The organism is Enterococcus sp. AAFC-DPL-6103, from assembly GCF_058216595.1.
This window is the reverse complement of record NZ_CM177102.1, coordinates 1,961,856-1,975,614: the sequence shown is the minus strand read 5'-3', so window position 1 is coordinate 1,975,614 and position 13,759 is coordinate 1,961,856. Positions and strand designations below refer to the sequence as shown.

Annotated in this window: 9 protein-coding genes, 3 tRNA genes and 2 rRNA genes; 12 read left to right on the top strand and 2 right to left on the bottom strand. The window is 39.1% G+C overall.

Annotated features, from left to right (window positions below):
* The first annotated feature begins 36 nt into the window (after positions 1-36).
* From AC4BC3_RS09395 to AC4BC3_RS09380, 4 genes are all read left to right on the top strand, one after another.
* Positions 37-2,950, top strand: a 23S ribosomal RNA gene (locus AC4BC3_RS09395).
* Between the two features lie 92 nt (positions 2,951-3,042).
* Positions 3,043-3,158, top strand: a 5S ribosomal RNA gene (gene rrf / locus AC4BC3_RS09390).
* 9 nt (positions 3,159-3,167) lie between these two features.
* Positions 3,168-3,241 (top strand) — tRNA-Asn (locus tag AC4BC3_RS09385).
* A 132-nt stretch (positions 3,242-3,373) separates the two neighbouring features.
* Positions 3,374-3,736, top strand: a complete 363-nt coding sequence (locus AC4BC3_RS09380; protein WP_206907586.1) for an iron-sulfur cluster biosynthesis family protein — start codon at positions 3,374-3,376, stop codon at positions 3,734-3,736.
* Positions 3,737-4,185: 449 nt separating this feature from the next.
* Here the strand turns inward: AC4BC3_RS09380 and AC4BC3_RS09375 are convergent.
* A tRNA-Thr gene (locus AC4BC3_RS09375) sits at positions 4,186-4,258 on the bottom strand.
* A 256-nt stretch (positions 4,259-4,514) separates the two neighbouring features.
* Between AC4BC3_RS09375 and AC4BC3_RS09370 the strand changes: the two genes are divergently transcribed.
* The 4 genes from AC4BC3_RS09370 (at position 4,515) to AC4BC3_RS09355 (ending at position 7,883) form a co-directional block, all read left to right on the top strand.
* Positions 4,515-4,588 (top strand) — tRNA-Asn (locus AC4BC3_RS09370).
* 150 nt (positions 4,589-4,738) lie between these two features.
* Positions 4,739-6,067 (top strand): C1 family peptidase, encoded by a 1,329-nt coding sequence (locus AC4BC3_RS09365; RefSeq protein WP_490466350.1) that lies wholly within the window; start codon positions 4,739-4,741, stop codon positions 6,065-6,067.
* A gap of 229 nt (positions 6,068-6,296) precedes the next feature.
* The gene (locus tag AC4BC3_RS09360) at positions 6,297-7,130 is read left to right on the top strand and encodes a fructosamine kinase family protein (RefSeq protein WP_490466349.1); all 834 of its coding nucleotides are present in this window, start codon (positions 6,297-6,299) and stop codon (positions 7,128-7,130) included.
* 15 nt (positions 7,131-7,145) lie between these two features.
* Positions 7,146-7,883: an acyl-ACP thioesterase domain-containing protein gene (locus tag AC4BC3_RS09355; RefSeq protein WP_490466348.1), complete on the top strand. Its 738-nt coding sequence runs from the start codon at positions 7,146-7,148 to the stop codon at positions 7,881-7,883.
* 63 nt (positions 7,884-7,946) lie between these two features.
* On the opposite strand, the gene AC4BC3_RS09350 is transcribed toward AC4BC3_RS09355, so the two are convergent.
* Positions 7,947-8,915, bottom strand: coding sequence for an asparaginase (locus AC4BC3_RS09350; RefSeq protein WP_206907578.1), 969 nt, complete (start codon positions 8,913-8,915; stop codon positions 7,947-7,949).
* A 248-nt stretch (positions 8,916-9,163) separates the two neighbouring features.
* Here AC4BC3_RS09350 and AC4BC3_RS09345 point away from each other — a divergent pair, with 248 nt between their 5' ends.
* From AC4BC3_RS09345 to AC4BC3_RS09330, 4 genes are all read left to right on the top strand, one after another.
* On the top strand, positions 9,164-9,997 hold the full coding sequence (locus AC4BC3_RS09345) for a DUF72 domain-containing protein (protein WP_206907577.1): 834 nt from the start codon (positions 9,164-9,166) through the stop codon (positions 9,995-9,997).
* Positions 9,998-10,014: 17 nt separating this feature from the next.
* Positions 10,015-10,860, top strand: a complete 846-nt coding sequence (locus AC4BC3_RS09340; RefSeq protein ID WP_206907575.1) for a Cof-type HAD-IIB family hydrolase — start codon at positions 10,015-10,017, stop codon at positions 10,858-10,860.
* A 33-nt stretch (positions 10,861-10,893) separates the two neighbouring features.
* The gene (locus AC4BC3_RS09335) at positions 10,894-11,445 is read left to right on the top strand and encodes a pyrophosphohydrolase domain-containing protein (RefSeq protein ID WP_206907574.1); all 552 of its coding nucleotides are present in this window, start codon (positions 10,894-10,896) and stop codon (positions 11,443-11,445) included.
* Between the two features lie 217 nt (positions 11,446-11,662).
* A complete protein-coding gene (locus tag AC4BC3_RS09330; protein ID WP_206907572.1) occupies positions 11,663-13,384 on the top strand; it encodes a septation ring formation regulator EzrA in 1,722 nt (573 codons plus the stop codon).
* Positions 13,385-13,759: the final 375 nt, after the last annotated feature.

Sequence of the window (13,759 nt, the reverse complement as noted above, 5' to 3'; positions counted from 1 at the left end):
AGAAATGAAGTCAAAACCCAACCGTAAGGTTGATAAGGTTAAGTGAATAAGGGCGCACGGTGGATGCCTTGGCACTAGGAGCCGATGAAGGACGGGACTAACACCGATATGCTTTGGGGAGCTGTACGTAAGCTATGATCCAGAGATTTCCGAATGGGGGAACCCAGCATCTTTTATAGGATGTTACAAATATGTGAATACATAGCATATTTGAGGTAGACGCAGAGAACTGAAACATCTAAGTACCTGCAGGAAGAGAAAGAAAATTCGATTCCCTGAGTAGCGGCGAGCGAAACGGGAAAAGCCCAAACCAACAAGCTTGCTTGTTGGGGTTGTAGGACTCCGATATGGTAGTTTTTTCAGATAATCGAATGACTTGGAAAAGTCAGTCAAAGAGGGTAAAAACCCCGTAGATGAAATTTGGAAAGCACCTAGGAGGATCCTGAGTACGGCGGAACACGAGGAATTCCGTCGGAATCCGGGAGGACCATCTCCCAAGGCTAAATACTCCCTAGTGACCGATAGTGAACCAGTACCGTGAGGGAAAGGTGAAAAGCACCCCGGAAGGGGAGTGAAATAGAACCTGAAACCGTGTGCCTACAACAAGTCAAAGCCCGTTAATGGGTGATGGCGTGCCTTTTGTAGAATGAACCGGCGAGTTACGATTGCATGCGAGGTTAAGTCGAAGAGACGGAGCCGTAGCGAAAGCGAGTCTGAATAGGGCGTTTGAGTATGTAGTCGTAGACCCGAAACCATGTGATCTACCCATGTCCAGGTTGAAGGTGCGGTAAAACGCACTGGAGGACCGAACCCACGTACGTTGAAAAGTGCGGGGATGAGGTGTGGGTAGCGGAGAAATTCCAAACGAACTTGGAGATAGCTGGTTCTCTCCGAAATAGCTTTAGGGCTAGCCTCGGAATTGAGAATGATGGAGGTAGAGCACTGTTTGGACTAGGGGCCCATCTCGGGTTACCGAATTCAGATAAACTCCGAATGCCATTCATTCATATCCGGGAGTCAGACTGTGAGTGATAAGATCCATAGTCGAAAGGGAAACAGCCCAGACCACCAGCTAAGGTCCCAAAATATATGTTAAGTGGAAAAGGATGTGGGGTTGCACAGACAACTAGGATGTTGGCTCAGAAGCAGCCACCATTTAAAGAGTGCGTAATAGCTCACTAGTCGAGTGACCCTGCGCCGAAAATGTACCGGGGCTAAACATATTACCGAAGCTGTGGATAACACCTATGGTGTTATGGTAGGAGAGCGTTCTAAGGGCGTTGAAGGTAGATCGTGAGGACTACTGGAGCGCTTAGAAGTGAGAATGCCGGTATGAGTAGCGAAAGACAGGTGAGAATCCTGTCCACCGAATGACTAAGGTTTCCTGGGGAAGGCTCGTCCGCCCAGGGTTAGTCGGGACCTAAGCCGAGGCCGAAAGGCGTAGGCGATGGATAACAGGTTGATATTCCTGTACCCGTTGTTTTTGTTTGAGCAATGGAGGGACGCAGGAGGCTAAGGAAAGCAGACGATTGGAAATGTCTGTCCAAGCAGTAAGTCTTAGGTTGAGTCAAATGCTTAATCTTTTAAGGACAAGCTGTGATGGGGAGGGAAATAATAGTACCGAAGTTCCTGATGTCACACTGCCAAGAAAAGCTTCTAGTGAGAAAACAATGGCCCGTACCGCAAACCGACACAGGTAGTCGAGGAGAGAATCCTAAGGTGAGCGAGAGAACTCTCGTTAAGGAACTCGGCAAAATGACCCCGTAACTTCGGGAGAAGGGGTGCTGATCGTCAGATCAGCCGCAGTGAATAGGCCCAAGCGACTGTTTATCAAAAACACAGGTCTCTGCAAAATCGTAAGATGAAGTATAGGGGCTGACGCCTGCCCGGTGCTGGAAGGTTAAGAGGAGTGCTTAGCGTAAGCGAAGGTACGAATTGAAGCCCCAGTAAACGGCGGCCGTAACTATAACGGTCCTAAGGTAGCGAAATTCCTTGTCGGGTAAGTTCCGACCCGCACGAAAGGCGTAACGATTTGGGCACTGTCTCAACGAGAGACTCGGTGAAATTTTAGTACCTGTGAAGATGCAGGTTACCCGCGACAGGACGGAAAGACCCCATGGAGCTTTACTGTAGTTTGATATTGAGTGTCTGTACCGCATGTACAGGATAGGTAGGAGCCGTAGAAATCGGAACGCTAGTTTCGATGGAGGCGCTGGTGGGATACTACCCCTGCGTTATGGCCACTCTAACCCGCACCACTAATCGTGGTGGGAGACAGTGTCAGATGGGCAGTTTGACTGGGGCGGTCGCCTCCTAAAAGGTAACGGAGGCGCCCAAAGGTTCCCTCAGAATGGTTGGAAATCATTCGAAGAGTGTAAAGGCAGAAGGGAGCTTGACTGCGAGACCAACAAGTCGAGCAGGGACGAAAGTCGGGCTTAGTGATCCGGTGGTTCCGCATGGAAGGGCCATCGCTCAACGGATAAAAGCTACCCTGGGGATAACAGGCTTATCTCCCCCAAGAGTCCACATCGACGGGGAGGTTTGGCACCTCGATGTCGGCTCGTCGCATCCTGGGGCTGTAGTCGGTCCCAAGGGTTGGGCTGTTCGCCCATTAAAGCGGCACGCGAGCTGGGTTCAGAACGTCGTGAGACAGTTCGGTCCCTATCCGTCGCGGGCGTTGGAAATTTGAGAGGAGCTGTCCTTAGTACGAGAGGACCGGGATGGACTTACCGCTGGTGTACCAGTTGTTCTGCCAAGGGCATTGCTGGGTAGCTATGTAGGGAAGGGATAAACGCTGAAAGCATCTAAGTGTGAAGCCCACCTCAAGATGAGATTTCCCATTTCTTTAAGAAAGTAAGATCCCTGAGAGATGATCAGGTAGATAGGTCAGAAGTGGAAGTACAGTGATGTATGGAGCGGACTGATACTAATCGATCGAGGACTTAACCAAGAATGGTAAAAGAAAAAACTCGGAAGAGTTTGAGATTACTTCAAATCCAGTTTTGAGTGAGCAAAAGCAAACTCAATAAGATAACACCACAGTGTGGTGGCGATAGCGAGAAGGATACACCTGTAACCATGCCGAACACAGAAGTTAAGCTTCTTAGCGCCGATTGTAGTGAGGGGTTGCCCCTTGTGAGAGTAGGACGTCGCCACGCTGGTATTATTCCGGCATAGCTCAGTTGGTAGTAGCGCATGACTGTTAATCATGATGTCGTAGGTTCGAGTCCTACTGCCGGAGTATTAAAAAGAAGGAAGAAATCATTACGATTTCTTCCTTCTTTTTTGTTGTATTAGCTGATGAAGCAAGTGACTCGCTATATTTATTGATATGTGTTAGCATTTTTTTGGAAGAATAAGGAGGTTTTAAATAATGTATTTAAAAATTTCTACTGAAGCACAAGAACGATTACAAAAATATTTAGATGAAGAGGCAGTCGTGATTCTTGATCTCGATGATGGTGTAGGTGCGTATTCTAAAATGGGAGTTTGTTCATTAGACACTAGTTTTCGTCTATTAGTTTTAGATAAAGCACAAAAAAAAGAAGACTATCAATTAGTTTTGGATAGTGATGTTGGCGAGCTTTATGTGAAAGACTACTCCAAGATGTATATGGACGAGGCGATGACGTTGTCGCTTGATACACGACTAGGTGTATTCAAGTTATCGGGGCCCAGTGGTATGCTAGATAGCCATGTTCAATTAGTAGATCTTCGTCCTAATAAAATTGTGTAACTCGTTAATTAAATAAGAAAAACTCTCTTGTGTATAAAAATTGTATACACAAGAGAGTTTTTTAGTTCAGCGCCACTGCTGATAAGAATGTAAGTTCCTAGTCCAAAAAGGAGGACTGGCATGAGAAATACTTGATGTCACTGGAGTTCCTCTTTTATAAAAGAAAGATTGGCTAATTTAAAATTAGATAACACCAAGTAGCAATCATAAATATAAGAATAGTCCTCATTAAATCAATGAAAGAATACCAACTAGATAATGGAATATAAATTCCGATATTAATGGATTGTCATTAGCCAAAAGAATAACAGTTAAAAAATGTGGTCATAAGCTACCTGTTAATAGTTTTTCATCTTTGAAATCTGTATTGACAACTGAAGTTTTTTTCTTTCTTAATAAAAAAACAGCACAGATACGCTGTTTTAACAACGTATTGTGCTATTTAAGGAAGCCACTTGACGGGCTTGAACCGTCGACCCCCACCTTACCATGGTGGTGCTCTACCAGCTGAGCTAAAGCGGCATGAATATTTTCACAACTAATAGAATAGCGAAAATAATGAAATTTGTCAATCCTATTTATGGTGAAAAGTGGACGTAATAAATTAAAATACGTCAGTGAGAGTTGTATTTTCAGTAGTGCTTTATGAAGAATAAAAGAGATTGGTTTATTTAAAAATAATGGAAAGAGCGATAATTTTTTAGCTAAAAATATAAAAAAAAACAAAAAAAGTATTGCACGTGGTAAAATAAATTGCTATTATATTCTTGTACTTAATTCCGGCATAGCTCAGTTGGTAGTAGCGCATGACTGTTAATCATGATGTCGTAGGTTCGAGTCCTACTGCCGGAGTAAGAATAAAAAAACACAACTTTTTGGAGTTGTGTTTTTTTGTTTTCCTTTGAATAGAGGATTGCTAGGAAAGTCTGTTTGGCAGATTGTAATTATTAGAGCAGAAGAGTAGAATGGTGATTATATCATGGATTTGGAAAGGATGATTGGATGTCAGCTATTACACCTGAGATGACAAAAAAGTTTGAGGAACAGTTTCTAGAAAATAATAAACAACAGGCGTTACAACGTACGGTTGTGAAAAATGGAATTTCTGCATCTGCAGAGAATATTTCTGCTCACGTTGCGAATACACCCGTATTTTCAATTGATCTAGCAACAGGGAATGTTGCGAATCAAAAGCAATCTGGACGCTGCTGGATGTTTGCAGCATTGAATACGTTCCGTCATAAAATGCTTACACAATTTCAACTAAAGGATTTTGAATTATCACAGAATTATACTTTTTTCTGGGATAAATATGAAAAAGCAAATTATTTCTATGAAAATGTTATTGCAACTGGTAAAGAAGACTTAACAAGTCGTAAAGTGGCTTTCTTGTTAGCAACACCACAACAAGATGGCGGGCAATGGGATATGATTGTTTCTTTATTCCAAAAATATGGAGTAGTACCTAAGTCTGTTATGCCAGAAAGCGCAAATAGTTCTAATTCTCGCGACTTAAATAATTATTTGAATAAAATGCTGCGTAAAGATGCAGTTACTTTGCGTGAATTAGTTGCTAAAGGATCACCTGAAGCAGAAATACAAGCTAAGAAAGAAGCAATGCTTAAAGAAGTCTATCAATTTTTGGCGATTTCATTAGGTACACCACCAGAATCTTTTGATTTTGAATACCGTGATGAAGAAAAAAATTACCATATCGACCAAAACCTAACACCGAAAACTTTTTATGATAAATATGTGGGCGTGAATTTGGATGACTATGTCAGTATCATTAATGCACCAACTGAAGACAAGCCTTTTGATCGTTCATATACAGTTGAAATGTTAGGTAATGTCGTTGGTGGAAAAGAAGTTAAATATCTAAATGTGGATATGCCGACATTTAAAAAATTAGCGATTGCACAATTAGAACAAGGAGAATCTGTTTGGTTTGGCTGCGATGTAGGTCAATCTTCAACTAGAGATAGTGGGATCATGGCGTTAGATGCGTATGATATGAATGATTTATTCGATGTTGATTTTACAATGACTAAAGCAGAACGTTTAGATTTTGGTGAGAGTTTGATGACCCATGCAATGGTCTTAACTGGCGTTGATCTAGTAGACGACAAATCAACTAAATGGAAAGTTGAGAATAGTTGGGGAGAAAAAGTTGGAACAAAAGGTTTCTTTGTAATGAGTGATGAATGGATGGATGAGTATACTTATCAAATCGTTGTTCGAAAAGATTTATTAACGAAAGAACAACTTGAAGCATTCAATGCAGAACCAATTGTTTTAGCACCTTGGGATCCAATGGGCGCTTTAGCTTAATCCAATAAATATACAACCTGAATACTCAGTTATCAAGGACTCAAATAATCCCGTTTAGATAAATCATTTATTTGATTTGCTCTGAACGGGGTTGTTTTGATTTGCTTTTCAATCGATGAACAACGTTTTTTTAATCAGCTATGCTATAATTTTTAATAACAGAAAGATTAAACGAGTGCTGTTGGCAACTGGGAAGTGAAAGGGCTGAGTTATTTAGGGGGAAAATAAGATGGAAATTCAATCCGTGCTAAAAGAATTAAATTTGACTGGGAAAGTTGTACCAATTGCTGGTGGTGATGTCAATCAGGCATATCGAATTGAAGAACAAACGAGAACTTATTTTCTGAAGATTCATCCAAAAGTCAAACGTCGTTTTTTTGAAGTAGAAGTGAATGGACTGAAAGAATTGGCACCTTATGTCCGAGTTCCTGAAACTTATTTATTAGGGGAAACATTCGATGGAGCTTACTTACTAATGGAATGGATCGAGCCTGGAAGTGGGAATCAGGCAGATTTAGGACGTGCCTTGGCAACAATTCATCAAGCAACGGCACCACAATTTGGTTTTTATGAAGATAATTATTTAGGTATTTTGGAACAAACGAATACTTTTGAAGAAAATTGGTGGACTTTTTTCTTTAAGAATCGCCTAGAAAAACAACTCACGATTGCAGAAACGAATAATCATTGGAATCACTGGCGACAAGAAAAATTTTTCCGATTCAAAGAATCTTTTTTACGTGATGTTGGGGAGCAAAAGATTATCCCAAGCCTCTTGCATGGCGACCTATGGAGTGGTAATGTTTTCTTTGACCAACAAGGACATCCGGTGTTGATTGACCCAGCTGTTTCATATGGTAATCGCGAGCAGGATATAGCAATGAGTCAGTTATTTGGAGGGCTCCGCCCTGAATTTTTAGCAGGCTATCAAGAACTAAATCCCCTGGATAAAGGCTGGAAGGAACGTTTACCCGTCTATCAGTTATATTATTTACTTGCTCACTTGAATATGTTTGGCGAAAGTTATGGCGCGCAAGTTGATCAATTATTAGTTTGGAAGTAAGAGGAGGATAATTTTTTGGCAAAGAAATATTCCAGAAAACATGAAGTAGCATATTACGAATGTGATATTAATCAAACGATGACTTTTCCTGCTATGCTAGGGATCGTTATCAAAACATCAGAGGATCAAAGTGATTCATTGGGGAGAAGTAGTGACTTTATCAAAAAATTTGGTTTGACATGGGTAATCACTAATTATTCGATGGAAATTACACGACTTCCACGAGTAGGTGAAATTGTCAATGTGACAACTCAAGCAATGGAGTATAATAAATATTTTTGTTATCGAAATTTCTGGATCCATGATGAGGCAGGAAATGAATTAGTAAAGATTGATTCTGTGTTTGTTTTGATGGACTTTGTGAACCGAAAGATGAGTAGTGTTAATGAAGAAATCATCGCACCTTTTGAAAGTGAAAAAATCAAAAAAATCAAAAGACAACCTAAAATCGAAAAAATTGAGGCAGGTTTCATGTTGCCTTATCGCGTTCGATTTTATGACATTGATAGCAATCAGCATGTGAATAATGCAATGTATTTTAACTGGATGATTGATGTTTTGGGACGTGATTTCTTAACAACACATGTACCAAAAAGTGTTGTGGTTCGTTTTGACAAAGAGGTTGAGTATGGTCACGAAATCGAAAGTCATTTTGAACAAGTTTCTGTGGAAAATGGGGTTAAAACGAGACATGAAATTCGAATGCAGGATCAAATTTACTGCGAAGCGAATATCATATGGGAAAATAAATAATGAAAAAGAGGCTGGGGTATCTGTATGTTTTGTACTTCCCAACCTCTTTTTAGTTTGATTTCTTTAATTATGAATAAATGTAACTAGTTCTTTTCCGGAAAGACCATAGTTAAGTGCAATTAATAATTTTAATCGTGCTTTTTGACTATTGATGCTATCACAGAAAATCACGCCCATCTCTTCCAGTTCCTTGCCACCACCAGAGTAATCATAGACTGGTTCAGCAATTCCATTAAAACATCTTGAAACAAGAACTACTGGAATTTTTTGAATAAGTAGCTTTTTTAATGCAGCAAGTGTTTGTGGTGGAAGATTTCCTGCACCAAGAGCTTCAATGACCAAGCCATCGACTTTGGTGTGAGCCAATGCTTCAATCAATTCTCCATGCATTCCTGCATAGGCCTTTACAATAGGGATCACACCATCAACTGAGTCAATATCTAAGTGATGAGTAGGTAAGAGTTCTTGCATAAAAAGAATTCGATTCTTAGTAACTAAACCAATTGGGCCTAAGGTTGGTGTTCGAAAAGTGGCTACGTTCGTGGTATGTGTTTTAGTGACGTAGCGTGCGGAATGAATCTCATCATTCATCACAATCAGGACGCCTTTATCTTTTGCTTCAGCACAACTAGCCACTCGTATCGCACTTTCAAAATTATATAAGCCGTCACTACCAAGTTCATTACTAGAGCGCATCGCACCTGTTAAGACAATTGGAAGTTGTTCACCAATCGTTGTATCTAAAAAGAAAGCTGTTTCTTCTAATGTATCTGTTCCATGAGTGATGACAACACCTGTTACTCCAGTTTTGATTGCTTCTTGAATCCGATTTTTCAACATCAGCATATGATTTGGCATGATGTGTGGAGAGGGAAGATTAAAGATATCTTCAACTAATAACTCCACATTTTCAGGGATTTCGATTTCCGCATCCATTAATGGATTGGCAACATCGGGACTGACGCCACCGGTTAAAACATTTTCTTTCATGGCGATTGTTCCGCCAGTGTGTAGTACAAGAATTTTTTTCATTCGACGACTTCCTTACCAATAATTTTGCATAGAGTTTCAAGCTTATTGTATACTATATAAAAGAGTTTTGCTATCTATGAAAACAAGTGAGATTTGGTTGATTCTGTTGATAAAAAGACAAATAAAAGACTGTGCTTACGGTAGTGTTAGATAACTCAACTTATTTTCTGCTATTTTAGCAGGAAAATGCAGTTGAGTTTTTCATTTTTAGAAAACTTTTTTGTTAAAACAAATTAGGAGGGAAGTAGATGATCCGTATAGGTCTGACCTCGTTTAAAGAACATGACAAATTAACTGGTAAAAAAAATAATACCTTGTTTGAGTATGCAGCTTTCTTACCTCTTGTTGAATTAGACACTGCTTATTATGGAATTCCAAGAAAAACATCTGTTGAAAAATGGATTCAAGAAGTGCCTGATTCTTTTCGTTTTGTTGTAAAAGCTTATCAAGGCATTAGTGGTCAAGGAAACTGGCAAGATTATTATCAGTCTGAAGAAGAAATGATTGATAAATTTTTAGATGTAATGAAGCCGATGGTTGATGCTGGTAAATTATTTTGCTTTTTGATCCAATTTCCTGCTTCATTTAAATGTTCAAAAGAAAGTGTGGCGTATTTACGTAAGCTGCATGCTTGGTTCAAAGATTTGCCTGTCGCAATCGAATTGCGTGACTATTCTTGGTATAGCGAAAACTATTTAGAACGAACCCATGAATTTATGCGACGTGCACAATTTTCATTAGCAATCATTGATGAACCACAACTATTGAATGCAACGGTTCCTAGAGATTTGTTTGTCACGAACGAGACATTTACTTTGTTTCGTTTTCACGGTCGGAATGTGCAAGGGTGGCAAGCAAACGACGCAGATTGGCGAAAAAAGAGAACACTTTATCGTTATTCTGATAAAGAGCTAGAAGAATTAGCGCAAGAAATCATCAGTTTAAAGGATGAGACGCAGGAAATTGGGATTATTTTCAATAATAATTCTGGCGGAGATGCGGCTGAAAATGCGTTGATGTTACAACATATTTTGGGACTTGAACCAGAGGGTCTAAACCCAACCCAGATTGACTTATTCTAAGAAGGAGTCTAAGACAAATGATTAAAGCAATCTTTTTTGATATCGATGGGACACTTGTCAATAGTCATTCAAAAGTGCTTGCGTCAACAAAAAAGGCAATCCAAGAGGCTCAAAAGCAAGGAATTTTATGTGGAGTAGCTACGGGACGAAGCCCAGTACGATTAGAAGAAATGTTGGATGGATTGGACCTTGATATGTATGTGGTCTACAATGGACAACTCGTTTTTACAGCAAGAGAAACGATTGTCAGTCAACCGTTTACGCCAGCTGTTTTGCAAAAAATCGTTACTTTTTCAGATGAAAACCATCGACAAATTTTATTTGGAGGAAGAAGTCGATTAGAAGGATCATCAACGATGCTTCTTGCTCAATCAATGAATATCAAACGGTTAGTTGCTTTATTACCAAAAAAATTTCCAGTCCGTTTATTAAAAAAATTATTACAACTTTTTAGTCCTCATCGGCAAAAAGAACGTTACGAGGCTTTGCCAATTCTGAAGGAACCAGTTTATCAATGTATTTTATTGAGTGCAGAGTCGGAACAACAAAAATTAAGTAAAGTTTTCCCAGAGTGTACGTTTCAACGTTCCAATACTTACACAGTTGATATGATTCCTAAGGGCGGTTCCAAATTGTTAGGTATTCGAGCATTTGCCAAAGCAAAAGGCATCGAAATGTCAGAAATCATGGCTTTTGGTGATCATTTTAACGATGTGGAGATGTTAAAAGGTGTTGGTATTGGTGTCGCAATGGGAAATGGGCAACCAAGTGTAAAAGCAGTCGCAGATTATGTCACGCAAACAAACGATCAAGATGGCATCTTCACAGCACTTCAATACTTTGGAATCGGAACGTCAAAATAACCAGTTTATGATTCGTATAAGGAGAGAACCAATATGTCAAAAAAAACGCCTTTTGAACAAGTCGAAGAATTTCATGCAATATTTGATCCAAGAAAACCAAAGCAACCTACACCATTTTCAGAACAAGAAGCGATTTATCGTGCAGGATTCAAAGCAGAAGAATTAGTTGAACTGATTGCTGCAACATCCAACGGGCAAAAGGAACAGCTCCATCAGGCTGTCCAAAAGCTCCATGAAGCGATCGACCAAGCAGAACAAAAAATGTTGAAAAAAGAACACTGGGGTCAGCAACCACTAATTGAACAGGTCGACGCACTAACAGATATCTTGTACTTTACTTACGGGTCATTTTCACTTTTGGGTGTTGATCCAACGAACATCTTCGATATCGTGCATCAAGCAAATATGGGGAAACTTTTTCCAGACCACAAACCGCATTACCATCCAGTGACCAATAAAGTACTGAAACCTGAAAATTGGGCGAAAGATTTTGCGCCTGAGCCGCGAATCAAACAAGAAATCACAAAGCAAATTGCGCAAGCACAACAAAAAAACATCGAGAAAAAGGAACTTGTTTCTGATTAAATTCAATTCAGAACGGAAATTAAATAACCAAAATTGTGTTATGTTTTCCTTAGACAAAAATGAAAGATTTTTTTCTAAGTTAGTGAATGCTCGAAAAGAGTGTGCTATAATCTAAGATAGATGTCTTTTTACACGAAAAATTACTATTGGTTTTTATGCGTGAAAGAATGTTATTTCGTGCGTAAAGAGATGCACATTGAAAACGGAGGAACCTTAAATGGGAAGTAATGTTATCATCGGAATCGTCACTGCAATTATTATTGTAGCCATCGTCGTTTTTCTGGTTGGTTATTTGCTAAAGAAAAAAAATCAAGACCGGTTGAATGCTTTGGAAAAACGCAAGGAAGAATTATTCGACTTGCCTGTGATAGAAGAAGTTGATGATGTAAAGAAGATGCATCTGGTTGGGCAAAGCCAAAATACTTTTCGTGAATGGAGTCAAAAATGGAACGACATATCTACCTCTTCATTTGCTGAGTTAGAAAGCCAAATTTTTGAAGTTGAGAACCTCAATGAAAGTTTCCGATTTTTAAAAGGCAAGAAAGCTGTCCTAGTTGCTGAAACTACTATGGATAAAATGGAAAAAGAAGTTACTGAAATCCGTGATGGTCTAAAAGAATTACGTGAAACGGAAGAACGGAACTCTCTAGCTGTACAACAAGCTTTAGATGTCTATGAAGAATTGAAGAAAAAAGTCAATGAGGACGAAACCGAGTACGGCCCGGCAATCGCTGAGTTGCGTAAACAAATTAAGACAATTGAAGATGAATTCACTAAATTTGTAACGTTAAATACATCTGGTGATCCTGTCGAAGCCCGTGAAGTTTTGGATAACGCTGAGAAGCGAACGTATGAAGTTGAAGCTTGGATGAAAAAAGTGCCACCTTTATTCGAAGACTTGAACACAACTTTCCCAGAACAAATCGAAGAGATCAACGACACTTATACAAAGCTTTTGAAGGAAGAGTATGTTTTCCCAGAAGAAGATTTTGCGAACGATATTGCGCGTGTGAACAAACGAATTGAAAGTTCACTTGCGAATCTCGAAAAAACAGAGGTTGAAACGGTTGAAATCGAAAATCGTGAAACAGCTGATTTGATCGATTCGTTATATGATGTATTAGAAAGAGAAATGGAAGCAAAAGCATATGTGATGAAAAACCAAGCAACAATTGATGAATATATCACACATGCGACAAAAAACAATCGTCAATTATTGATTGAATTGGATCATACTTCTCAAAGCTATGCACTAAATCATAACGAAATTGGTCGAGTACGTGGTTTCCAATCTGAAGTGGAAGAAATCGAGCGTCAAAATGCGCAGATGACACCACAAATTGAGAACCATGAGATTCCATATTCTGAAGTACGGACTTTTTATAAGAATGTTTTCAAAGTATTGGAAGATATCGAAAGTCAACAAATTGAAATCGATGACTCATTACATGAATTACGAAAAGGTGAAAAGATTGCGCAAGAAAAAATTGATGTCTTTGAATTTAAATTGCGTAGTTTGAAACGTTTCGTTGAAAAACAACGTTTGCCAGGCTTACCAAAAGATTATCTAGAGTTTTTCTATGTAGCAACTGACCGAATTGAAGAATTAAGTGTTGTGTTGAATAAAATAAGAATCAACATGGAAGAAGTCAATCGTTTAGTTGATCTTTGTGAAGAAGATTTGGAATTACTAGATAAGAAAACCCATGACTTAGTAGATGCTGCTGCATTGACTGAACAAATGTTGCAATATGCAAATCGTTACCGTCATACTCATGCAGAAATCAAAGAAGCGATTGATAAGAGTCTTTATTTATTCAATAAAGAAAATCAATATCAAGAAGCTTTGGATGAAATCGGCACAGCACTCGAACGCGTGGAACCAGGAGCATTTAAGCGAATTGAAGATTTTTACTTCAATAATCCTGACTTAGTTTAGTCAGTTGATGCTTGATTTGCAGAATCAACAATGAATAAAGAAAAGAAAGTGGGAAAGTGATCCCACTTTCTTTTTTTGTCTATTTTGTGGAAGAACAGGATCTTTGAAATTTTTCTGCGAAACAACTACATTTAGTCGATTTTTTCATTATTTTTCGGAGTTGACCGCTTAGGGTCACAACCTTGTCTACGGTGTTCCCTAAGCAGCTTTTTCGGCAATAAGTTCTCTTTTTATAAAAATATGAGCAGCTATTTTTAGAAAAGCATTTTTATTGCTTGAAGCTAACCGTTTAGAGCCACATCAACTTACAAAAAAGAATTGTTGAAAGCATATAGGACAACCGTTATAATAGAAAAGAATTTCAAAAAAGAGGGG

Excerpts from the sequence above, each read along its gene's own strand:
- AC4BC3_RS09380 (WP_206907586.1), top strand. The coding sequence starts at position 3,374 with ATGTATTTAAAAATTTCTACTGAAGCACAAGAACGATTACAAAAATAT.
- AC4BC3_RS09365 (WP_490466350.1), top strand. The coding sequence starts at position 4,739 with ATGTCAGCTATTACACCTGAGATGACAAAAAAGTTTGAGGAACAGTTT.
- AC4BC3_RS09360 (WP_490466349.1), top strand. The coding sequence starts at position 6,297 with ATGGAAATTCAATCCGTGCTAAAAGAATTAAATTTGACTGGGAAAGTT.
- AC4BC3_RS09350 (WP_206907578.1), bottom strand. The coding sequence starts at position 8,915 with ATGAAAAAAATTCTTGTACTACACACTGGCGGAACAATCGCCATGAAA.
- AC4BC3_RS09345 (WP_206907577.1), top strand. The coding sequence starts at position 9,164 with ATGATCCGTATAGGTCTGACCTCGTTTAAAGAACATGACAAATTAACT.
- AC4BC3_RS09340 (WP_206907575.1), top strand. The coding sequence starts at position 10,015 with ATGATTAAAGCAATCTTTTTTGATATCGATGGGACACTTGTCAATAGT.
- AC4BC3_RS09335 (WP_206907574.1), top strand. The coding sequence starts at position 10,894 with ATGTCAAAAAAAACGCCTTTTGAACAAGTCGAAGAATTTCATGCAATA.
- AC4BC3_RS09330 (WP_206907572.1), top strand. The coding sequence starts at position 11,663 with ATGGGAAGTAATGTTATCATCGGAATCGTCACTGCAATTATTATTGTA.